The 22,265-nt window shown below is 54.0% G+C and carries 22 protein-coding genes and 1 tRNA gene; 11 read left to right on the forward strand and 12 right to left on the reverse strand.

What is annotated here, in order from left to right; translation table 11 throughout:
- Positions 1-106: 106 nt before the first annotated feature.
- Entirely contained in the window at positions 107-1,042 is a 936-nt protein-coding gene (hemC, locus tag ACNAU7_RS02985; RefSeq protein WP_416300564.1) for a hydroxymethylbilane synthase, read from the reverse strand.
- A gap of 119 nt (positions 1,043-1,161) precedes the next feature.
- Between hemC and ybeY the strand changes: the two genes are divergently transcribed.
- Together ybeY and ACNAU7_RS02995 are read left to right on the forward strand one after the other, a co-directional pair.
- Positions 1,162-1,677, forward strand: coding sequence for an rRNA maturation RNase YbeY (gene ybeY / locus ACNAU7_RS02990; RefSeq protein WP_416300566.1), 516 nt, complete (start codon positions 1,162-1,164; stop codon positions 1,675-1,677).
- Position 1,678: 1 nt separating this feature from the next.
- Positions 1,679-2,503 carry an HlyC/CorC family transporter gene (locus ACNAU7_RS02995; RefSeq protein ID WP_411722951.1) on the forward strand — a complete coding sequence of 275 codons (825 nt, stop codon included), beginning with the start codon at positions 1,679-1,681 and terminating at the stop codon, positions 2,501-2,503.
- Between the two features lie 128 nt (positions 2,504-2,631).
- Here ACNAU7_RS02995 and nhaC read toward each other — a convergent pair whose 3' ends face one another.
- Together nhaC and ACNAU7_RS03005 are read right to left on the reverse strand one after the other, a co-directional pair.
- On the reverse strand, positions 2,632-4,011 hold the full coding sequence (gene nhaC, locus ACNAU7_RS03000) for a Na+/H+ antiporter NhaC (RefSeq protein ID WP_416300568.1): 1,380 nt from the start codon (positions 4,009-4,011) through the stop codon (positions 2,632-2,634).
- 290 nt (positions 4,012-4,301) lie between these two features.
- Positions 4,302-5,525: a sugar MFS transporter gene (locus ACNAU7_RS03005; protein WP_416300570.1), complete on the reverse strand. Its 1,224-nt coding sequence runs from the start codon at positions 5,523-5,525 to the stop codon at positions 4,302-4,304.
- Positions 5,526-5,730: 205 nt separating this feature from the next.
- On the opposite strand from ACNAU7_RS03005, the gene ACNAU7_RS03010 reads away from it, so the two are divergent.
- From ACNAU7_RS03010 to ACNAU7_RS03035, 6 genes are all read left to right on the forward strand, one after another.
- A complete protein-coding gene (locus ACNAU7_RS03010) occupies positions 5,731-6,144 on the forward strand; it encodes a YqaA family protein (RefSeq protein WP_314169365.1) in 414 nt (137 codons plus the stop codon).
- Between the two features lie 45 nt (positions 6,145-6,189).
- Entirely contained in the window at positions 6,190-6,819 is a 630-nt protein-coding gene (gene nth / locus ACNAU7_RS03015) for an endonuclease III (RefSeq protein WP_416300573.1), read from the forward strand.
- 137 nt (positions 6,820-6,956) lie between these two features.
- Positions 6,957-8,456, forward strand: a complete 1,500-nt coding sequence (locus ACNAU7_RS03020) for a DegQ family serine endoprotease (protein WP_416300575.1) — start codon at positions 6,957-6,959, stop codon at positions 8,454-8,456.
- A gap of 200 nt (positions 8,457-8,656) precedes the next feature.
- Complete coding sequence (locus tag ACNAU7_RS03025; protein WP_416300577.1) at positions 8,657-10,177, forward strand: Na+/H+ antiporter NhaC family protein; 1,521 nt, start codon at positions 8,657-8,659, stop codon at positions 10,175-10,177.
- Positions 10,178-10,233: 56 nt separating this feature from the next.
- Positions 10,234-11,319, forward strand: coding sequence for a beta-N-acetylhexosaminidase (gene nagZ / locus ACNAU7_RS03030; protein WP_416300806.1), 1,086 nt, complete (start codon positions 10,234-10,236; stop codon positions 11,317-11,319).
- A gap of 80 nt (positions 11,320-11,399) precedes the next feature.
- Positions 11,400-11,476: transfer RNA gene (locus ACNAU7_RS03035), tRNA-Pro, on the forward strand.
- A gap of 332 nt (positions 11,477-11,808) precedes the next feature.
- Here the strand turns inward: ACNAU7_RS03035 and ACNAU7_RS03040 are convergent.
- The 6 genes from ACNAU7_RS03040 to queC all read right to left on the reverse strand — a co-directional run bounded on the left by ACNAU7_RS03040 (position 11,809) and on the right by queC (position 15,521).
- Entirely contained in the window at positions 11,809-12,447 is a 639-nt protein-coding gene (locus ACNAU7_RS03040) for a 7-carboxy-7-deazaguanine synthase QueE (protein WP_416300579.1), read from the reverse strand.
- A complete protein-coding gene (locus ACNAU7_RS03045) occupies positions 12,444-12,815 on the reverse strand; it encodes a DUF1304 domain-containing protein (RefSeq protein WP_025456926.1) in 372 nt (123 codons plus the stop codon). Before ACNAU7_RS03045 ends, ACNAU7_RS03040 begins: the two co-directional genes overlap by 4 nt.
- 270 nt (positions 12,816-13,085) lie before the next feature.
- Positions 13,086-13,505 carry a hypothetical protein gene (locus ACNAU7_RS03050; RefSeq protein ID WP_042508533.1) on the reverse strand — a complete coding sequence of 140 codons (420 nt, stop codon included), beginning with the start codon at positions 13,503-13,505 and terminating at the stop codon, positions 13,086-13,088.
- Positions 13,506-13,881: 376 nt separating this feature from the next.
- Positions 13,882-14,304, reverse strand: a complete 423-nt coding sequence (queD, locus tag ACNAU7_RS03055) for a 6-carboxytetrahydropterin synthase QueD (RefSeq protein ID WP_416300581.1) — start codon at positions 14,302-14,304, stop codon at positions 13,882-13,884.
- Between the two features lie 6 nt (positions 14,305-14,310).
- Positions 14,311-14,829 (reverse strand): DUF1543 domain-containing protein, encoded by a 519-nt coding sequence (locus ACNAU7_RS03060; protein WP_416300583.1) that lies wholly within the window; start codon positions 14,827-14,829, stop codon positions 14,311-14,313.
- Between the two features lie 32 nt (positions 14,830-14,861).
- On the reverse strand, positions 14,862-15,521 hold the full coding sequence (queC, locus tag ACNAU7_RS03065) for a 7-cyano-7-deazaguanine synthase QueC (protein ID WP_416300585.1): 660 nt from the start codon (positions 15,519-15,521) through the stop codon (positions 14,862-14,864).
- Positions 15,522-16,034: 513 nt separating this feature from the next.
- On the opposite strand from queC, the gene ACNAU7_RS03070 reads away from it, so the two are divergent.
- The 3 genes from ACNAU7_RS03070 to argC all read left to right on the forward strand — a co-directional run bounded on the left by ACNAU7_RS03070 (position 16,035) and on the right by argC (position 18,826).
- Positions 16,035-17,255 carry a YihY family inner membrane protein gene (locus ACNAU7_RS03070; RefSeq protein WP_416300587.1) on the forward strand — a complete coding sequence of 407 codons (1,221 nt, stop codon included), beginning with the start codon at positions 16,035-16,037 and terminating at the stop codon, positions 17,253-17,255.
- Between the two features lie 4 nt (positions 17,256-17,259).
- Positions 17,260-17,709: a DUF6636 domain-containing protein gene (locus tag ACNAU7_RS03075; RefSeq protein WP_416300589.1), complete on the forward strand. Its 450-nt coding sequence runs from the start codon at positions 17,260-17,262 to the stop codon at positions 17,707-17,709.
- 73 nt (positions 17,710-17,782) lie between these two features.
- The gene (gene argC, locus ACNAU7_RS03080) at positions 17,783-18,826 is read left to right on the forward strand and encodes an N-acetyl-gamma-glutamyl-phosphate reductase (protein ID WP_416300591.1); all 1,044 of its coding nucleotides are present in this window, start codon (positions 17,783-17,785) and stop codon (positions 18,824-18,826) included.
- A 442-nt stretch (positions 18,827-19,268) separates the two neighbouring features.
- Here argC and recG read toward each other — a convergent pair whose 3' ends face one another.
- From recG to grxC, 3 genes are all read right to left on the reverse strand, one after another.
- Entirely contained in the window at positions 19,269-21,311 is a 2,043-nt protein-coding gene (gene recG / locus ACNAU7_RS03085) for an ATP-dependent DNA helicase RecG (RefSeq protein WP_416300593.1), read from the reverse strand.
- 85 nt (positions 21,312-21,396) lie between these two features.
- On the reverse strand, positions 21,397-21,840 hold the full coding sequence (gene secB, locus ACNAU7_RS03090; protein WP_416300595.1) for a protein-export chaperone SecB: 444 nt from the start codon (positions 21,838-21,840) through the stop codon (positions 21,397-21,399).
- A 20-nt stretch (positions 21,841-21,860) separates the two neighbouring features.
- Positions 21,861-22,118: a glutaredoxin 3 gene (grxC, locus tag ACNAU7_RS03095; protein WP_002221441.1), complete on the reverse strand. Its 258-nt coding sequence runs from the start codon at positions 22,116-22,118 to the stop codon at positions 21,861-21,863.
- Positions 22,119-22,265: the final 147 nt, after the last annotated feature.

Consider the following 22,265-nt stretch of genomic DNA (forward strand, 5'->3'; position numbering starts at 1 on the left):
CAAAAATCAGGACAAGGCGACGAAGCCGCAGACAGTACAGATAGTACGGCAAGGCGAGGCAACGCCGTACTGGTTTTTGTTAATCCACTATAAATTTTCGATAAAATCAATTTTCCGTATTCAATACTGCCCCAATCAATTCCTGCGCACCGTCGTCCGCCAATTTCTTAGCGACTGCGCGTCCGAGCGCGTCGGCGTATTCGGCAGGTGCTTGCGCGTCCGCCTGCAAAATGATCGAACCGTCAGGATGACCGACCAAGCCGCGCAAGGTCAGCAAGCCGTTTTCTTCCGTGCAATATGCGGCCAGCGGCACTTGACAGCTTCCGCCCAAAGCGCGCGCCAACGCACGTTCGGCGGTAACGCAAGCATTGGTAACGCCGTGGTTCAAGGGTTTCAAAACTTCGTACAAATCTTCGCGGTGCGCGGCAATTTCAATACCCAATGCGCCTTGTCCGGCTGCAGGCAGGCTGTCGGATTCCGACAAAATCATGCGGATGCGTTCATCCAATTCCAGACGCTGCAAACCGGCGGCAGCCAAGATAATTGCGTCGTATTCGCCGTTATCGAGTTTGGACAAACGGGTTTGCACATTGCCGCGCAAAGGTTTGATAAGCAAATGTGGATAGCGCGCACGCAACTGGGCTTCGCGGCGCAGGCTGGATGTGCCGACGATCGCGCCTTTGGGCATTTCTTCCAAACGCGCGTATTGGTTGGACACAAACGCGTCAAACGGATTGGCGCGTTCGCCGATGGCCGCAAGCGCGAAACCTTCAGGCAAATCCATCGGTACGTCTTTAATCGAATGCACGGCCAAATCAGCGCGCCCGTCATATAAAGCCTGTTCCAACTCTTTGACAAACAAGCCTTTACCGCCAACCTTTGACAAAGTCCTGTCCAAAATCTGGTCGCCGCGCGTGGTCATGCCCAAAATCTCGACTTCGCAATCGGGATACAGGGCTTTCAGACGGCCTTGGATATGTTTTGCCTGCCACATGGCAAGCAGGCTTTCGCGACTGGCAATAACGAGTTTTTTCGGGTTCATGTTCAATGCGTTCAAAGAATGGAAACGGCGTGAAGTCTATCATATTTTGAACGTTTTTTCAGACGGCATGAGGGTGAATATGTTATATTTATACCTAAAAACCAAATTTTCCGGACAACATGAAACGCGCCAAACAATATCCTTTTTTATCCTTACAGCGGCAACGTTTTCATCTGAACTTTGAAAACGCTTCTTCCGCCGCCAATCTTCCGAGCGAACGCGATTTCTACCGCTGGGCATGGTCTGCCCTGAAAAACGAATACCGCCGCGCAGACATCAGCCTGATTCTTCTGGACGAAGAAGAAGCCCGCGCCTACAACCGCGACTACCGCGGCAAAGATTACGCCACCAATGTATTGAGTTTCGCGCTCAACGAAGGCGAAATCCTGCCCGACCAGTTTTCAGACGGCCTGTATGGCGATTTGGTGATTTGTCCGCAAGTGGTTTTGAAAGAAGCCGCCGAACAAGGCAAAACACCCGAGCAGCATTTTGCCCACCTGACCATACACGGTACTTTACACCTGATGGGCTACGACCACATCGAAGACGATGAAGCCGAAATAATGGAAGCCGAAGAAATCCGCCTGATGCGGGCGGTAGGCTATCCCAACCCCTACCGAGAGGACGAACATTAAAATGGACGGCGCACAACCGAAAACAAATTTTTTTGAACGCCTGATTGCCCGACTCGCCCGCGAACCCAATTCCGCCGAAGACGTATTAAACCTGCTTCGGCAGGCGCACGAACAGGAGGTATTTGACGCGGATACGCTTTTGAGGTTGGAAAAAGTCCTCGATTTTTCCGATTTGGAAGTACGCGATGCCATGATTACGCGCAGCCGTATGAACGTTTTAAAAGAAAACGACAGCATCGAACGCATCACCGCCTACGTCATCGATACCGCCCATTCGCGCTTCCCCGTCATCGGTGAAGACAAAGACGAAGTTTTGGGTATTTTGCACGCCAAAGACCTGCTCAAATATATGTTCAACCCCGAGCAGTTCCACCTCAAATCGATATTGCGCCCTGCCGTCTTCGTCCCCGAAGGCAAATCGCTGAACGCGCTTTTAAAAGAATTCCGCGAACAGCGCAACCATATGGCTATTGTCATCGACGAATACGGCGGAACATCCGGCTTGGTCACTTTTGAAGACATCATCGAGCAAATCGTCGGCGACATCGAAGACGAGTTTGACGAAGACGAAAGCGCGGACAACATCCACGCCGTTTCCGCCGAACGCTGGCGCATCCACGCGGCTACCGAAATCGAAGACATCAACGCCTTTTTCGGCACGGATTACAGCAGCGAAGAAGCCGACACCATCGGCGGCCTGGTCATTCAGGAATTGGGACACCTGCCCGTGCGCGGCGAAAAAGTCCTTATCGGCGGTTTGCAGTTCACCGTCGCACGCGCCGACAACCGCCGTCTGCATACGCTGATGGCGACCCGCGTGAAGTAAGCACCGCCGTTTCTGCACAGTTTAGAATGACGGTACGGGCGTTTTCTGTTTCAATCCGCCCCATCCGCCAAACATAAAAATGCCGTCTGAAACCGTTGCAAGTTTCAGACGGCATTTCGCTTATCCGCTTATTTTTTGCTCAAAGTCAGCCCCGTCCAACCGAATAACAGGGTCAAAACCAAACTCAAATAGCAGAAAAAGGCATACGGCAGATATTCCCAAACCGGCACGCCCAGCGCGTGGCTGATGAACACGCCGCATACGCTCCACGGTACGAGCGGGTTAATCACCGTCCCCGCATCTTCCAGCGTCCGCGACAGATTGCGCGAATGCAGACCGAGCTTATCGTAAACGGGTTTGAACGTTTCACCCGACAACAAAATACTCAAATATTGCTCGCCGATCAGGAAATTAACCCCGACCGAAGTCATAGCAACGCTGAATGTGGCACGCCCGGCATTCGTCAAAAAGCTGCGGACGGCCTCCAGCAAGGAAGGAATCACACCGAGCGCAAACAACAGTCCGCCCAAACTCATCCCGAGAATCACGATGGTCTGCGTGAAAAACATACTTTCCAAACCGCCGCGAGAAATGAGTTTGGCAATGTCTTTAAACGCTTCGCCTTCGAGTTTGTAGCCGCCGTAAAACCACGCGCCGAGCTGACGCAGATCGGGCGTACTGTGCAGATACGTTACGGCAACGGCAACCATGACGGTAAAGAGCATGGCGACGACGGCGTTGACGCGCATCAATGCCAAAACGACCAATAGTGCAAACGGAATCAGCGAATAGCCGTGCACCAATCCCGTGGCTTCAAGCTGGCTGCGAAAAGATTCGACGCTGTTCATATCATGTACCGCGACATTCGGCAAAAGCCAAAGCATCAGTGCCGCGCTGATGAGCCACGCGGGGATGGTGGTGTACATCATATTTTTGATGTGCTCAAATAAGTCGATGCCGACGATGGACGCGGAAATGCCCGTCGTATCCGAAAGCGGGGACATTTTGTCGCCAAAAAATGCGCCCGAAACAATCGCGCCCGCCGTCATCGCCATATCGGCATGAAACGCCGCCGCCATCCCCATAAAGGCAACGCCGACCGTAGCGCAGGTGGTCAGGCTGCTGCCGATGGACACGCCGATGACGGAACACAGCGCGAAGGCGGAAAAATAAAAATAAGTCGGGGAAATCAGTCCGAAACCGTAATACATCAGCGTCGGAATCGCGCCGCTCATCATCAGCGCGCTGACCATCAGCCCGATGAAGAAAAACAGGTAAATCGCGCCCATACCCTGATTCAACGCACCTATCATCCCTGCCTGCATATCGTTGTATTTCAAACCGCGCGCCAAGCCGTACAAAATCAGCACGACGATGGCGGCAATAATGGACATATGCGGCAGCCACTCCAATGAAATGATGGTATAGCCCATCGCGGCAATCAGAGCGACGACGACGGCAAGTGCCTCACCGCGCGGCATATCGAGTAAGGATTTGAAAGCAAACATGATTCTTTGCCCGATTTGATATAAAGTTAACGGATTCTAACACACCATACCGAATCCGCCCGACGTTTTCAGACGGCATTTTGGCGTTTTACAAAAGCCGGACAGAAACAAAACGGCAATTTTCTCAATTTAAATTAATTTTTTTGAAATATAATTTTTTATTTTTTTGTTTGTTGGCATATAAGACTTTTATGGATTGAAGTATTAAAACCTCGGCACACACGCCGCAAACACCGGTACGCAAAAATGCCGTCTGAAAGATGTTCAGACGGCATTTCTCAAGAAAAAGATTATTCGTCCGCCCTATATCCGTACACCGCAAAAAACACGATATACAGGTAACAGATGACGGAAACGACAAACGAAGACATCAGGGTGTAAGTATCCGCCGCCCAACCTTGAATCACCGGCACGACCGCACCGCCGACAATCGCGGTACACAGCACACCGGAAGCCGCGTTGGTGAATTTGCCCAACCCTTTGGTTGCTAAAGAGAAAATCGTCGGAAACATAATCGAGTTGAAAAAACCGATGGCAAGCAGCGACCACATCGCCACATCCGCATTGCCGCTGCCCGTCGCCATCGCGACGGCAAGCAGTACGACCGCAGCCGATGCGTTAAACGCCAAATAACGGTTGGGGGCGAATTTCGCCATCACCGCCGAACCGAGGAACCGTCCAACCATCGCGCCACCCCAATAAAACGACAGATAATGGGCGGCGGAAGCATGGTCCAGCCCTTTCAGATAACCCAATACGTTGACCATCAGCGAACCGATAGACACCTCCGCGCCGACGTAGCAGAAAATGCCTGCCGCACCGAACACGAGATGTTTGTATTGCCATACGCCGGTTTTGCCGTCGTGGTTGTGCGCGCTTTCCTCGGCGGCAATTTTGCGCGCGTCGGGCAGGCGGATCATTTTCACGAAAACGGCAAGGATAATCAGCAGCCCCGCCAGTCCCAAATAGGGAATCTGTACGGAAGAAATCTGTTCCGCCTTACTGACGGTTTGGGTTGCGTCCGCCAGAATCAGGAACGCGCCGATTTGAGGCGCAATGGTCGTACCCAAAGAATTGAACGCCTGAACCAGCGTCAGCGTTGCCGATTCCTTGCCGGGTTTCGCCAGCAGGGTAACATAAGGATTACCGGCGACCTGAAGCAGCGTTACGCCGGAAGCCAAAATAAACAACGCACCCAAAAATACCGCGTAAGAATGGCTGCCCGCAGCAGGATAAAACAGCAGGCATCCGACCGCCGTCAGCAGAAAGCCGCCGATAACGCCGTTTTTATAGCCGACTTTACCCACCAGCGTACCCATGGGAATCGACATCACCGCATAGGCGGTAAAGAAACAGAATTGAATCAGCATCGCCTGAACGTAAGTTAGGTCGAAAATTTCTTTCAAATGAGGGATAAGGATGTCGTTCATGCAGGTAATAAAACCCATCATGAAGAACAGCGTGGTCAAGACGACCAACGGGGACGTATGGTTGTTTTGTGATTGCGCAGACATGATTTGCCTTTCATTTTATTGGAATACATTACACGGTTCGGACGGCAAAAATTGACATTCTTCAAGGGCGGCGTGAATCATACTGACATTTCACAAATTTGCAAGCCGTCGGCATATCCTTGCCGGACAACATCCGCTATTATCCCGACAAGCACGCCGACGCTGTATTTTTTCAATCCTCATTTTGATTTATCACAAACCGTACATGACCGTTTTTTCCGCCTACGCCGCACTCGCCTTTTCCGCCTTCACTTCCGCCACCCTCCTGCCCGGCACATCGGAAGCCGCCTTTGCCCTATTCGTCCACCGCTTTTCCGAACACGCATACGGCGCATGGCTGTGCGCCGGCCTTGCCAACGGATTGGGCAGTATGGTTTCCTATTGGATGGGGCGTTTGCTGCCTTCCCGAAAAATGCCGTCTGAAAAAACAATCAGGATAATGAAGCGTTACGGCGTATGGCTGCTTGCGTTTGCCTGGCTGCCCGTCATCGGCGACGCACTGCCGCTTGCCGCCGGCTGGCTGCGGTTGAATCCGTGGACAAGCGGGCTGATGCTGGTTGCCGGCAAAACGGCGCGTTACGCCTTCATTCTGTGGGGAATGCAATATTACGCCGCCTGAACCGTGCGTTATAATGCCGGACGCACAAACCGACTGCACAAAAAAATGAACAGACAAATCCGCCAAGAAATCTTCGAGCGTTTCCGCGCCGCCAACCCTCATCCGACCACCGAACTCAACTTCAACTCCCCTTTCGAGCTTTTAATCGCCGTTTTACTGTCGGCGCAGGCGACCGATGTCGGCGTGAACAAAGCGACGGCGAAGCTGTTTCCCGTTGCCGATACGCCGCAGGCGATGCTGGATTTGGGTTTGGACGGCGTGATGGAATACACGAAAACCATCGGGTTGTATAAAACCAAGTCCAAGCACATCATGCAGACCTGCCGCACCCTGCTGGAAAAATACAACGGCGAAGTGCCGGAAGACCGCGAGGCTTTGGAATCATTGCCGGGCGTGGGGCGCAAAACGGCAAACGTCGTATTGAACACGGCGTTCGGCCATCCCGTTATGGCAGTCGATACACATATTTTCCGCGTATCCAACCGAACCAAAATCGCACCCGGAAAAGACGTTCGCGAAGTCGAAGACAAACTGATGCGCTTCATCCCCAAAGAGTTCCTGATGGACGCGCACCACTGGCTGATTTTGCACGGACGCTACACCTGCAAGGCTTTAAAGCCGCAATGCCAAACCTGCATCATCAACGATTTGTGCGAATATCCCGCCAAAGCCTGACCGCCGCCGCCCTTCAAAATGAAACGCTTGAAAATTCGGACGGACGTTGTAGAATTTCAACCTATGCCGTCTGAAGCCGACAACATGCGTTTCAGACGGCATTGAAGTCAATATCGGTACGAAACAAAGGACAAAACGTGTTCAAAAAATACCAATACCTCGCTTTGGCAGCACTGTGTGCCGCCTCGCTGGCAGGCTGCGACAAGGCAGGCAGCTTTTTCGGTGCGGACAAAAAAGAAGCATCCTTCGTAGAACGCATCGAACACACCAAAGACGACGGCAGCGTCAGTATGCTGCTGCCCGACTTTGCCCAATTGGTGCAAAGCGAAGGTCCGGCAGTCGTCAATATTCAGGCAGCCCCCGCCCCGCGCACCCAAAACGGCAGCGGCAATGCCGAAACCGATTCCAACCCGCTTGCCGACAGCGATCCATTCTACGAATTTTTCAAACGCCTCGTCCCGAACATGCCCGAAATTCCCCAAGAAGAATCCGACGACGGCGGATTGAACTTCGGTTCGGGCTTCATCATCAGCAAAGACGGCTACATCCTGACCAATACCCACGTCGTTGCCGGTATGGGCAGCATCAAAGTCCTGCTCAACGACAAGCGCGAATATACCGCCAAACTCATCGGTTCGGATGTCCAATCTGACGTGGCGCTTTTAAAAATAGACGCCACGGAAGACCTCCCTGTCGTCAAAATCGGCAATCCCAAAGATTTGAAACCGGGCGAATGGGTCGCCGCCATCGGCGCGCCCTTCGGCTTCGACAACAGCGTTACCGCCGGCATCGTGTCCGCCAAAGGCAGAAGCCTGCCCAACGAAAGCTACACACCCTTCATCCAAACCGACGTTGCCATCAATCCGGGCAACTCCGGCGGTCCGCTGTTCAACTTAAAAGGACAGGTCGTCGGCATCAACTCGCAAATATACAGCCGCAGCGGCGGATTTATGGGCATTTCCTTCGCCATCCCGATTGACGTTGCCATGAATGTTGCCGAACAGCTGAAAAATACCGGCAAAGTCCAACGCGGACAACTGGGCGTGATTATTCAAGAAGTATCCTACGGTTTGGCGCAATCGTTCGGTTTGGACAAAGCCGGCGGCGCACTGATTGCCAAAGTCCTGCCCGGCAGCCCCGCAGAACGTGCCGGCCTGCAGGCGGGCGACATCGTCCTCAGCCTCAACGGAGAAGAAATACGTTCTTCCGGAGACCTTCCCGTTATGGTCGGTGCCATTACGCCGGGAAAAGAAGTCAGCCTCGGCGTATGGCGCAAAGGCGAAGAAATCACAGTCAAAGTCAAGCTGGGCAACGCCGCCGAGCATACCGGCGCATCATCCAAAACAGATGAAGCCCCCTACACCGAACAGCAATCCGGTACGTTCTCGGTCGAATCCGCAGGCATTACCCTTCAGACACATACCGACAGCAGCGGCGGACACCTCGTCGTCGTACGGGTTTCCGACGCGGCAGAACGCGCAGGCTTGAGGCGCGGCGACGAAATCCTCGCCGTCGGGCAAGTCCCCGTCAATGACGAAGACGGTTTCCGCAAAGCTATGGACAAGGCAGGCAAAAACGTCCCCCTGCTGGTCATGCGCCGTGGCAACACACTGTTTATCGCATTAACCCTGCAATAACCCACATAATTTGACCAAAATATTTTTTTAGATGATAAAATGCCCGTCAACACTGATTAACGGGCATTTTAAAAAATCAGTTAATTGATTTCAAATAAGTATTTTCCGGAACAGAAAATACTTTCGCCCATTTTGCCAACAAAATCCGAACCGTTGCGGACAGAAACCGCCCCATCCGGACGCTTAACACCCCCATAACCATGCAGCTGATCGACTATTCACATTCATTTTTCTCGGTTGTGCCACCCTTTTTGGCACTGGCACTTGCCGTCATTACCCGCCGCGTACTGCTGTCTTTAGGCATCGGTATTTTGGTCGGCGTTGCCTTTTTGGTCGGCGGCAACCCCGTCGACGGTCTGACACACCTGAAAGACATGGTCGTCGGCTTGGCTTGGTCAGACGGCGATTGGTCGCTGGGCAAACCAAAAATCTTGGTTTTCCTGATACTTTTGGGCATTTTCACTTCACTGCTGACCTACTCCGGCAGCAATCAGGCGTTTGCCGACTGGGCAAAACGGCACATTAAAAACCGGCGCGGCGCGAAAATGCTGACCGCCTGCCTCGTGTTCGTAACCTTTATCGACGACTATTTCCACAGCCTCGCCGTCGGCGCGATTGCCCGCCCCGTTACCGACAAGTTTAAAGTTTCCCGCGCCAAACTCGCCTACATCCTCGACTCTACCGCCGCGCCGATGTGCGTCCTGATGCCCGTTTCAAGCTGGGGCGCATCGATTATCGCCACGCTTGCCGGATTGCTCGTTACCTACAAAATCACCGGATACACGCCGATGGGGACGTTTGTCGCCATGAGCCTGATGAACTATTACGCGCTGTTTGCCCTGATTATGGTATTCGTCGTCGCATGGTTCTCCTTCGACATCGGCTCGATGGCACGTTTCGAACAAGCCGCCTTGAACGAAACCCATAATGAAACAGCCGTTTCAGACGGCATCGCGGGCAGGGTTTACGCGTTGATTATTCCCGTTTTGACCTTAATCGCCTCCACCGTCGCCGCCATGATCTACACCGGCGCGCAGGCAAGCGAAACCTTCAGCATTTTGGGTGCGTTTGAAAATACGGACGTAAACACTTCGCTGGTATTCGGCGGCACTTGCGGCGTGCTTGCCGTCGTCCTCTGCACGCTCGGCACGATTAAAACCGCCGACTATCCCAAAGCCGTTTGGCAGGGTGCGAAATCTATGTTCGGCGCAATCGCCATTTTAATCCTCGCCTGGCTCATCAGTACGGTTGTCGGCGAAATGCACACCGGCGACTACCTCTCCACGCTGGTTGCCGACAGCATCCGCCCCGGCTTTCTGCCCGTCATCCTCTTCCTGCTCGCCAGCGTGATGGCGTTTGCCACCGGCACAAGCTGGGGAACGTTCGGCATTATGCTGCCGATTGCCGCCGCCATGGCAGTCAAAGTCGAACCCGCGCTGATTATCCCGTGTATGTCCGCAGTAATGGCGGGGGCGGTATGCGGCGACCACTGCTCGCCCATCTCCGACACGACCATCCTGTCGTCCACCGGCGCACGCTGCAACCACATCGACCACGTTACCTCGCAACTGCCTTATGCCCTGACGGTTGCCGCCGCCGCCGCATCGGGCTACCTCGCATTGGGTCTGACAAAATCCGCGCTGTTGGGCTTCGGCACGACAGGCATTGTATTGGCGGTGCTGATTTTTCTGTTGAAAGACAAAAAACGCGCCAACGCCTGACCCCTTTCCCTGTTCAGACGGCCTATGCCGTCTGAAGCTTTTTGGAGCAAACCGCAATGACCGTCCCCCATATTCCGCGCGGCCCCTTAATGGCCGACATTGCCGCCTTCCGCCTGACCGGAGAAGAAAAACAACGCCTGCTCGACCCCGCAATCGGCGGCATCATCCTCTTCCGCCGCAACTTCCAAAACATCGAACAGCTCAAAACACTCACCGCCGAAATCAAAGCCCTGCGCACACCCGAACTCATCATCGCCATCGATCACGAGGGCGGAAGGGTGCAACGTTTCATCGAAGGCTTCACCCGCCTGCCCGCAATGAACGTTTTAGGGCAAATTTGGGACAAAGACGGCGCGTCCGCCGCCGAAACCGCCGCCGGACAAGTCGGCCGGGTGTTGGCAACCGAGCTTTCCGCCTGCGGCATAGACCTCTCCTTCACCCCCGTTCTCGACTTGGACTGGGGACAATGCGCCGTCATCGGCAACCGCAGCTTCCACCGCAACCCCGAAGCGGTCGCACGCCTCGCCCTCGCCCTTCAAAAAGGTTTGGCAAAAGGCGGTATGAAATCCTGCGGCAAACATTTTCCCGGACACGGATTTGTCGAAGGAGACAGCCATCTGGTCTTGCCGGAAGACAGGCGCAGCCTGTCCGAACTCGAAGCCGCCGACCTCGCCCCCTTCCGCATTATGAGCCGCGAAGGTATGGCGGCGGTTATGCCCGCCCACGTCGTTTATCCACAAGTGGACACAAAGCCCGCAGGGTTTTCCGAAATCTGGCTCAAACAAATTTTGCGCCGCGACATCGGGTTTAAAGGCGTAATTTTCTCGGATGATTTGACTATGGAGGGCGCGTGCGGTGTCGGCGGCATCAAAGAACGCGCCCGCATTTCCTTTGAGGCAGGTTGCGACATCGTCCTCGTCTGCAACCGTCCCGACCTTGTGGATGAACTGCGCGAAGATTTCCGCATTCCTGACAATCCCGCTTTGGCGCAACGTTGGCAATATATGGCCAACACGCTCGGCAGTGCCGCCGCGCAAGCCGTGATGCAGACGGCGGATTTCCAAGCGGCGCAAGCCTTTGTTGCCGGCCTTGCCTCGCCGCAGGACACGGCGGGCGGCGTAAAAGTCGGAGAGGCCTTTTAAATCCGCCCGACACGCGGCAAAAAGGCAAAACGGTATAGGCACGCCGTATTTTTTGCGCTATAATCACGCCTTACTTAATTCGGAATGTAGCGCAGCCCGGTAGCGCACTTCGTTCGGGACGAAGGGGTCGGAGGTTCGAATCCTCTCATTCCGACCAAATCCAAACCGCCTCGGCATAAATTGCCGGAGCGGTTTTTCCTTTTGGCGGCAACAGAAAAATGCCGTCTGAAACAGAATGCTGTTTCAGACGGCATTTTGTTTTCCCTAACCCTGCCATTTGCGCGCACTGGCACAGAGTATCGGCAAGGTTCAAAAGACCATCGGAATTTAGGAAGCCGGGCTTGTACCCAACGATGGCATCTTATTCAGTAAGGTTACAAACCAATTAGGCAGCGGAAATGTCGGCAATTTCACGCGGAAGCGGTACACTTCCCGTATGTCAAACATCGGTAAAACGGTAAGCCGACCCCTTGAGTTGCACTACTTAAACTACTCTATCCCCGCCCATTTGTGTGTCTGCACGCTCAACTGCCAATGCACGGATGCGTAGGGGCGGCTGTTCAGAATACCGATTTGGCGGATGGTGTCGTAGATGTTCATCGCACCGTCTTGTTCGCAGGGCGAAAGGTAGTAATGATGTGCGCGGATTTTGCGTTCCATATTTTCGCAGAACCCGACGACATCGCCGTCGGCAACAATCCGCACTTCGTCGGCTGTTTCGATACAGCTTTTTTCGTATTTGGCGGCATAGTAGGCTTTAGGGCTGGTGGCGACATAGTCGATTTGCGGCGGTGCAGGATTGAGTCCGTTGGTTTCGAGACAGAGGAAATAGCCTTCCGCCTTGAGCGTGTCCAGCAGCGCATCGAGATGCGGCTGGATGGTCGGCTCGCCGCCGGTAATGATGATATTGCGGGCGGCATAGGCTTTCAGACGGCCTAAGATGTCGGACAGGCTCATTATGCTGAATGTCAAATAATCGGTATCACACCAGCCGCAGGCGAGGTTGCATTTGCCCAAGCGGACGAAAACGGCAGGCATGCCCGTGTTCCAGCCCTCGCCTTGCAGGCTCTCAAAAATTTCGACGATGCGGTATTGGGGATTTTCGGGGGCGACGCTGATTTTTTTCATACCGCCAACACCGCCGCCGCTGCCAAAAATGCGGGCAAACCTTGTTTGACGAGTATGCCTTTGTTGCCGGAAGAGAACGCGCCCCACGCGGCGGCAATCAGGACGAAGCCGAGAAACAGTACTGTCGCGCCGTACACGGCGTTATCCGGCGCGGCAAACTGCGCCCACAAAAGCCCGACGGCAAGAAAGCCGTTGTACAGCCCTTGGTTGCCAAACAGGGTCTGCACGCGCTTTTGTTCCATAAATTCATAAGGCAGCTTGAATATTTCCGCCGCTTTTTCGCTGGGAATCTGTGTCATTTCAAGCCAGGCGATGTAGAAATGTTCGGCGGCGACGAGGAGAACGAGAATGGTGGAGAGGAGTTTCATGGGTGTTCCTTTTAATGGGTACGTTTGAGATGGAATGCCGTTTGAAAAGACGGGGAATCCGTGCAGGAGAAAAAACCGTTTTACGGTATATTGGTAGATCTTATCTGCTCTGGCTCTCAGGCTTCGTTCGCCGGGTGTGAATCCGTCCAAACGGTCTAGGGCATTATTCTCCACCGCATTCTGCCCCAGCACGCCCCCTACCTGTGCACTGATCAGCATGAAAAAAGTGTAAACAATGCAATTTTTCCAATAAATAATCAATACAGAAATTTACTTGCATCTATTATATTCACTTTGCAACCATGTTAAATCACTGTATTTTATTTTATTAATTTTATCAAAAACTATTTGGTGCTTATTTATTTGAGCATTTTCTATACTATCAGTTAGTTTGTTAATACGTAATAGCTTTAACTTTTTATTTGTATAGCAGAAATCATGCACAATACCTCCATCAATATATGAAAAATAAATAAAGTTACCCTCTTCTATATAGTTATTAATAAAGAAATAAATAATGGAATTCTGATTTTTATCTATTAAGAAATAGTTAAATGGTATGCCAGAATTATAACTGTATGACTTCTCAAAAATAAATCGTTTTGTTGATAATTCCTTCTCATTTGGATAAAAAATGAAAATCCAAAATAAAGTCATAACTACCCATAAAATTATTTTTTTAATTAACAATATTAACTCTCCCTTTGAAATCTATCTTGAATTTTGTACCACTAGTGGATTAACAAAAATCAGAACAAGGCGACGAAGCCGCAGACAGTACAAATAGTACGGAACCGATTCACTTGATGCTTCAGCACCTTAGAGAATCGTTCTCTTTGAGCTAAGGCGAGGTAACGCCGTACTGGTTTAAATCTAATCCACTATAAATTCAAATAAGGACGCTCCACACCGTCATTCCCGCGCAGGCGGGAATCCAAAGAGTTGGAATTGCTGCAATTTTTAAATATTCCTGAAAAACCAAGGTCCGGGTTTCCGCCTTCGCGGGAATGACGCGGTTGGGCATGTCTTATTTGAATTTACTATATCGATACGTTCAAGATATTCCCTACTCCCCTTCATACTCCGCACACGATGTCGGCGTTTCCCACAATTTCACGCGGCACACGTTCAGCCCCGCGTTTTTCAAACGGTCGTACATTTCGACCGCCATATTTTCGGCAGTGGTGCGGCAGGGCAGGCGCAGGGTTTTCATGTTCCAGCCTTCCAAGAGTGCGGCAATTTGAGATTCGCGCCCGTTGCCGCCGTGGTAGATGAAGGCGTGGTCGAAGGGGTCGGTAATGTGTTGTTTGACAATGGTTTTCAAGTCGGTAAAGTCCATCACCATACCGTCTTTCGCGCCGCCTTTGATAATGCCGTCTGAAACGGTGATTTCGAGTTTGTAGGTATGCCCGTGCAGGTTTTGGCATTTGCCGTCATGCCCGTCGAGCATATGCGAAGAGTCGAAGGTGAAGATTTTGGTGATTTTCATGGGTTCTCAAATGGGCAAATAGCCATGAAAGCCGATTTCGGCGGGTTTGCCGTGCGGATTCGGGGTCAGGCGGATATGGAAATTGCCGATGCGGTCGAGCGCAAGCAGGTTGTCCACATCTTTTAAGTTGTCTTTATGCTGCTGAACATAGCTGTCGGTCAACAGGGTTTGCAGGGCTTTTTGTTTGGCTTCGGCAGGCGTGGCGGCGGCGAACAACCCGAAAGCGTGCGCTTCGGCGAGCTGCCCTGCGCGATAGCCGCCGACATTGGCAAAATACAGGCGTGGGGCGTTTTCAGACGGCATTTTCGTTTTGGGCGTTTCGGATACGGCGATGTCGTAACCGTCCGCCCATTCGACAACCTGCCAGCCGTCGATGTGGATTTTGTCCGCATCGCCGAACCATGCGGCTTTGAGCGCGGGGATGGCTTCGCAGTAATCGTCGCACACGGCAAATTGGATGTCGTGCACTTCGATATTGGAGCGGCCTGCGTTACCGCCGAGATAGAACATATAAAGTTTGGGCATGATAAGGCTTGTATCGGATGATGGTTGTATTTTCAGACGGCCTTTTTACTTTCCAAATATTCCGCCAACCCGCGCTCGCGCAACACGCAGCTCGGGCATTCGTGGCAGCCGCCGACAATGCCGTTATAGCAGGTGTGGGTTTGCTCGCGGATATAGTCCAACACGCCCATTTCATCCGCCAACGCCCAAGTTTGCGCCTTGGTCAGGTACATCAGCGGCGTGTGGATTTGGAAATCATAGTCCATCGCCAGATTAAGGGTAACGTTCATGGATTTGACGAACACGTCGCGGCAGTCGGGATAACCGGAAAAATCGGTTTCGCACACGCCCGCGATAATGTGCCGTATCCCCTGCCCTTTGGCGTAAATCGCGGCGTAGAGCAGGAAAAGCGCGTTGCGTCCGTCCACAAAGGTATTGGGAACGCCGTTTCCGGCAGTTTCGATGGCGGCGGCTTCGTCCATCAGGGCGTTGTGCGTAATCTGCCGCATCAGGCTCAAATCGAGTACGGTTTGTTTGACACCCAAATCCTGCGCGATCCACTCTGCGCGTTCCAGCTCGACGGCGTGGCGTTGCCCGTATCGGAAGGTGATGGCCCGGACGTTTTCGCGCCCGTAGGTTTGAACCGCCTGAATCAGGCAGGTGGTCGAATCCTGACCGCCCGAAAAGATGACCAGGGCTTGTTGGTTTGACATATCGAATCCTAGTTTTGGTAACGCGGGAGGTTTGCGAACCGCGAAGTTGGAAAAATCGGATTATAACAAACTCCGAATGCGGACTGCGTACCGCCGCCGATGCCGTCTGAAACCGCCGCGGCATCCGGCCGGGAAACGGCGCGGCTTGAAATCTCCGAAAAACAGCCTGTTCGCGGAATTTGACGCATCACGATGCGCCGCCCCCAACCGGCCAAGACCTTGCCGATATTGGGAAAAAATAAAGGCTGCGTCTGAACCATCCGCCGATTCCGACTATTTGCCGGGGAAAAGGCAATTATTTTTCAGTATTGAAACGCCGTCAAAATAAAAAAATCGGGGGCTTATTCATTTTGTAGACGGCATTTGAAAACAAAGCCCCCATAAGCGATGCGCCAGCAAAGGCTTCGGCTTGTTTTCATCCGGCCCCGCACCTGCGGCGCAACGGGCAGGATTTGGGGGCGGCGGCGGTTTCGGTTACAATCTGTGCTTTCCGTTCGGTACAGGCATATAAAAATGACGGTATTTTCAAAGTATTGGCAAAAAGGTATGGAAAACGGCGGCGTAGCCTTCCTGCTGTTTGTCGCCCGCCGTTTCAGTGAAGAGCGCGTACCGCAGGCGGCGGCGAGTATGACGTTTACCACGCTGCTGGCTTTGGTGCCGGTACTGACAGTAACGGTGGCGGCGGTTTCGGTCTTTCCGGTATTTGAGAGCTGGTCGGGTGCGTTTGTGTCCTTCGTCAAACAAACCGTCGTGCCGCAAGGGGCGGACAAGGTGCTGGATTACCTCGACGCGTTCCGCCGGCAGGCAGGCAGCCTGACCGCCATCGGCAGCGTGATGCTGTTCGTCACGTCGCTGATGCTGGTTCGGACGATAGATCAGGCGTTTAACCGCATTTGGCGCGTTGGCGAACAGCGTCCTTGGATGATGCAGTTCCTCGTTTATTGGGCCCTGCTGACTTGCGGGCCGCTGTTTTTGGGCGTGGGCATCTCGCTGACGGCGGGATGGGGGGAATCGTGGCTGCTGCGCCCGCTGGCAATGCCGCTGGGAACGGTGCTGCTTTTGTGGGGGCTGTACTGCTTTGTCCCCAACCGTTTCGTACCCGCGCGGCACGCTTTGATCGGGGCGGCGGCGACGGCTTTGTGCCTGTGGTGCGCGCGCGCGGCTTTTGTGTGGTATATGGGCAGTTTCGACGGCTACCGCTCGATTTACGGCGCGTTTGCCGCCGTGCCGTTTTTCCTGCTGTGGTTAAACCTGTTATGGACGCTGGTGTTGGGCGGGGCGGTGCTGACGGCCTCACTGTCGTATTGGCAGGGCGGGGCGTTTCGGAAAAATGCGGACGCGCGCGGCGGCTTTGACGATGTGTTGGACATTTTACTCTTGCTCGACGCGGCGCAAAAACGCGGCAAAGCCCTGCGGGTCCGGCAGTTCAGACGGCATATCGGTATGGGCTACGACGAATTGGGCGCGCTCTTGGAAAAACTGGCGCGCTACGGTTATGTTTATTCCGGACGGCAGGGCTGGGTTTTAAAAACAGGGGCGGATGCCATTAAATTAGACACGCTTTTCAAACGCTTTGTGTACCGTCCTTCCGCCGCCAATCAAAACCCCGTCGGACAAGCCGTCGGCAGGCTGATGCAACCCTGCCTTCAGTCTTTAAATATAACGCTGGCGGAGTTTGGCGCGCAAACCGGGCAAACCGTTTCCAGCAATCTCCCCACAACATCCGAAGGATAAAACGATGCGGCAAAAAAACCTCCTCATCCTCATCTCCGCAGCCGTCTTTGCTTCGGCACGCGCCGATGCGCCCGACGGCGTTTTTACCGTCAACTTCCAATCCCCGAGCGGCAACATCGTCTGCGGCGGCGACACCGGATCGCCGGAAGGCGAAGAACCGTGGCACGGCGTATCCTGCTTTATCCACGAAACCGACAATACCAAACCCGCCATGCCGAAACCCAAAGGATGCGGATTCGACTGGGGCAACGTGTTCAACATCGACAACAAAGGGAAAGCCTATATGAGCTGTTACAGCGACTACCCGTACAGCCCCGAACCGCCCGTCCTCGCCTACGGCAGCAGCATCAAAGGCACAGGTTGGCAGTGCGGCAGCCTCGAAAACGGCGTACTCTGCACCAACTCGGGCGGGCACGGCTTCCTGCTCAACCGCAAACGGCAGCGTATGTTTTAAAACAGAATGCCGTCCGAACCGCAGTTTCGCAGCGTTCGGACGGCATACCCGCCAACCACACAAAGGAAAAACCATGAGCAAAAAAATCAAAGCCGGCATTGTCGGCGCGACGGGCTACACGGGCGTGGAACTGCTGCGCCTGCTTGCCGCCCATCCCGATGTCGAAGTTGCCGCCGTAACCAGCCGCAGCGAAGCGGGAACCGCAGTTGCCGATTACTTTCCGAATTTGCGCGGCGTGTACGGCCTCGCCTTCCAAACGCCCGACGAGGCAGGTTTGGAACAATGCGACATCGTCTTCTTCGCCACGCCCAACGGCATCGCCATGAAAGACGCACCGCGCCTGATTGAACAGGGCGTGCGCGTCATCGACCTTTCCGCCGACTTCCGCATACGGGACATTCCGACCTGGGAACACTGGTACGGCATGACCCACGCCGCCCCCGGCCTCGTTTCCCAAGCCGTGTACGGATTGAGCGAACTCAACCGCGAAGCCGTCGCACAGGCGCGCCTCGTCGCCAACCCCGGCTGCTACCCGACCTGCGTATCCCTGCCGCTCGTGCCGCTGTTGCGGCAATGCCGTCTGAAGCCCGGTATGCCGCTGATTGCCGACTGCAAATCCGGCGTGTCCGGCGCGGGCAGGAAAGGCAATGTCGGTTCGCTGTTGTGCGAAGCCGGCGACAACTTCAAAGCCTACGGCATAACCGGACACCGCCACCTGCCCGAAATCAGGCAGACCATCGCCGGGCTTCAGGACGGCATCGCCGAAGGATTCGTGTTCACGCCGCACCTCGTGCCGATGATACGCGGTATGCACGCCACCGTTTACCTCCACCTTTCAGACGGCATCTGCCCCGAAACCGTCCTGCGCGACTATTACCGCAACAGCCCGTTCGTGGACATCCTGCCCGCAGGTTCGACACCCGAAACCCGCAGCGTGCGCGGCGCAAACCTCTGCCGCATCAGCATCCAACAGGCGGCGCAATCCGATGTGTGGGTCGTCCTTTCCGTTATCGACAACCTCGTCAAAGGCGCGGCGGGTCAGGCAGTCCAAAATATGAACATTATGTTCGGACTGGAGGAAACACACGGCTTGGACGCAATCCCCCTGCTCCCCTGAAGCGCAAACAGCAAACCGCAGGCATCGTGCCTGCGGTTTTTTGATGCCGTCTGAAAGCGGCGGTTTTTTTGGTTCGGACGGCTTTTGACCCATCCATTCCCACGAAAACAAAAATCTAAAATACCGTCATTCCCACAAAAGTGGGAATCTAGTTTATCCGATTTCAGCAATTTTCGACACATTTCCACACGCTTCGATTCCGTCATTTCTCCTGCTTTAGTCATTGCCGATAACACCGTGGTTTTTCATTTCCAGATTCCCGCCTGCGCGGGAATGACGGCGGAGGGCTTGCCGTTTTTCCCGATAAGTCTCTGCGGCTTCCCATGACCGGATTTCCGCCCACTTGGGAATAACGGGATTTGAAATCATGAAAATGTGTCAAAAATAATGCAAAATCAGATTTCCGTTACACTTTTTTCTAATATTTCAGACGGCATTTTGCTCACACGCCCAAATACCCTTCCCTGCTGGAAAGCCATCTTGCCAAATGTGCTTCGACGATTTCGGGGTTTTGTTCGATTAACATGGGGGCGATTTCACGCGCTTGTTCCAAGAGGTACAGGTCTTCTTCGAGGTTGGCGAAGCGCAGCATGGGAACGCCGCTTTGGCGCGCGCCGAGAAATTCGCCGGGGCCGCGGATATTGAGGTCTTGGCGGGCGATTTCAAAGCCGTCGGTGTGTTCGTAGATGACTTTCAGCCGCGCTTTAGCGAGTTCGCTCAAGGGTTCGGCAAACAGGAGGACGCACACGCTTTCTGCCGCGCCGCGCCCTACCCGCCCGCGTAATTGGTGAAGCTGCGCCAAGCCCATGCGCTCGGCGTGTTCGATCACCATCAGGGCGGCATTGGGCACATCTACACCGACTTCGATGACGGTGGTGGCAACCAAGACGTTCAGACGGCCTGTGGCAAATTCCGCCATGACTTCGGCTTTTTCGGCGGCCTTCATGCGCCCGTGTACCAAGCCGATGTTGAGTTCGGGCAATGCCGCCTGAAGCTGCTCTAGGGTTTCGGTGGCGGTTTGCAGTTGCAAGGTTTCGCTTTCTTCAATCAGCGGGCAGACCCAGTATGCCTGCTGCCCTTTGCGGCAGATGTTGAGGACGAAACCTTCGACTTCGGCTCGGCGGACGTTGTTGACGAGGCGGGTTTTAATCGGGGTGCGCCCGGGAGGGAGTTCGTCAATGACGGACACATCCAAGTCGGCGAAGAAACTCATGGCGAGCGTGCGCGGGATGGGCGTGGCGGACATCATCAGCTGGTGGACGTCGCGCCCTTTGTTTTTGAGGGCGAGGCGTTGGGCGACACCGAAGCGGTGTTGTTCGTCCACAATCACCAAACCCAGATTTTGGAACTCGACGTCGTCTGAAAACAGGGCGTGTGTGCCGACAGCGATTTTGACGGTGCCGTCGGCGAGTTTGGCTTTGGCTTCGTCTTTGGCTTTTTTGCGCTGACTGCCGGAAAGCCAGACGACTTCAAGACCTAACGGCTCGAGCCATTGTTTGAACTTGATGAAATGCTGTTCGGCAAGGATTTCGGTCGGCGCCATCACGGCCGCCTGCGCGCCGGATTCGATGGCGGTCAGCGCGGACAGGGCGGCGACGATGGTTTTGCCGCTGCCGACATCGCCTTGCAACAGGCGGTGCATGGGGTGGGTTTGCGCCATATCGCGGCGGATTTCGGACACGACCCTTTCTTGGGCGTCGGTCAGGGCAAACGGTAAGGCGTTGCGCAAGACTTGGGTCAGCGTACCGTCGCCGCCCAATGCCGCCGCCGTGCCGCTGACGCGCTTCTGCCGCGCCAAGCGCATGGACAACTGTTGCGCCAAAAGTTCGTCAAATTTGAGCCGTTGCCATGCAGGCAGCGTGCCGTCTGAAAGTTGATGAATAGTGAAACTTGGCGGCGGCGAATGCAAAAGGCGCAGGCTTTCGGCTAAGTGCGGTAATTTCAGACGGCCTAATAAAGTATCGGGGAGCGTGTCGTGCAACGGCGTAACGTCCAAGGCCGTCTGAATGATGCGGCGCAAAGTGGGCTGGTTCAAACCGTTTACGGTCGGATAAATCGGCGTGAGGCTTTCCTCCAAACCACTGCTCTCGGCATCGCGGATTTTAGGGTGAATCATCTCGTCGCCGTGAAACCCGTGTTTGATTTCTCCCACGGCGCGGATGCGTTTGCCAACCGCCATCTGTTTCTGATGGCTGGCGTAAAAGTGGATGAAGCGCAGGAAAAGGACGCTGCCGGAACCGTCGGCGATTTGGACAATCAGCTGCTTGCGCGGTTTGAACGTTACTTCCTGATGAATAACTTCGCCTTCGACCTGACACGGCACGCCGATCGGCACATCCTTAATCGGCATGATGTGCGTCTCGTCCTCGTAACGCAGCGGTAGATGCAAAACCAAATCCCATGCGGTATGGAGGTTGAGTTTGTCGAGCTTCTTGGCGGAAACATCGGTGATTTTGAGCTGTTTTCGGGTTTCGGGTGACATCATAGGCAGATTCCTTTGGACGCGCCTATTTTATCCGAAAACAAAAATGCCGTCTGAAACGGATTCAGACGGCATCGGCAGACAGGAATCAAGCCTCGGCGGCTTCGGCTTCCTGCTGTTGTTGGTAAATCGCCTCAAAATTAATCGGCGCAAGCAAGACGGGCGGGAAGCCGGCGCGCGTTACCGTACTGGAAACGGCTTCGCGCGCGTAAGGGAAGAGGATGTTCGGACACGCCACGCCGAGCAGCAGGTCGGCATCTTCTTCGGGGATGTTTTCCAGACGGAAAATACCGCTTTGGGTTACTTCGTTCAAAAACATCGTGCGCTCGTTATCCAGCTTGGCGGTAACGGTTACGGTTACGTCCACGTTGTAGTAACCGTCTTCCAGCTTTTGGCTGCCGGTGGAAACGCGCATATCCACTTCGGGCTCGCCCTGTTCCAAAAAGATTTGCGGCGCGTGCGGCACTTCCAAAGACAAGTCTTTGACATACAGTCGCTCGATGCTGAATACGGGTTGCAGTTCTTCGCTCATTTTGTTTTCCTAGTTGGGGGTTAAGGGTTCAGCAGTCCGTCCAGCCCGCCTTCCTGCTGGAGGCGGTAGAGGTCGGTAAATCCGCCGACATGCGTTTCGCCGATGAAAATCTGCGGCACGCTGCGCTGTCCCGAAAGCTGCTGCATTTCGGCAAAGGCTTCGGGGCTTGCATCGACACGGATTTCGTCGATATGTCCGACACCTGCCGCGTGCAGCAGCCTTTTCGCCATCGCGCAGTAGGGGCAAAACGGACCTGTGTACATGGTAACGGTCTGCATATTGGGTTTCCGAAAGTTTTGCAATGATAATCAATATAGGGGCATTTCCCCTGTTTGGCAAGTGCGGAACAGATGCACGTTCAAACGGCATGTGCGGAATGTGTCAAAGTTTCTTTTTTAAAGTATGATAGACATTGTGAAAAATAT

The organism is Neisseria sp. LACPHL-SPEC-2024-00856, assembly GCF_047915665.1.
Lineage (GTDB): Bacteria > Pseudomonadota > Gammaproteobacteria > Burkholderiales > Neisseriaceae > Neisseria > Neisseria polysaccharea.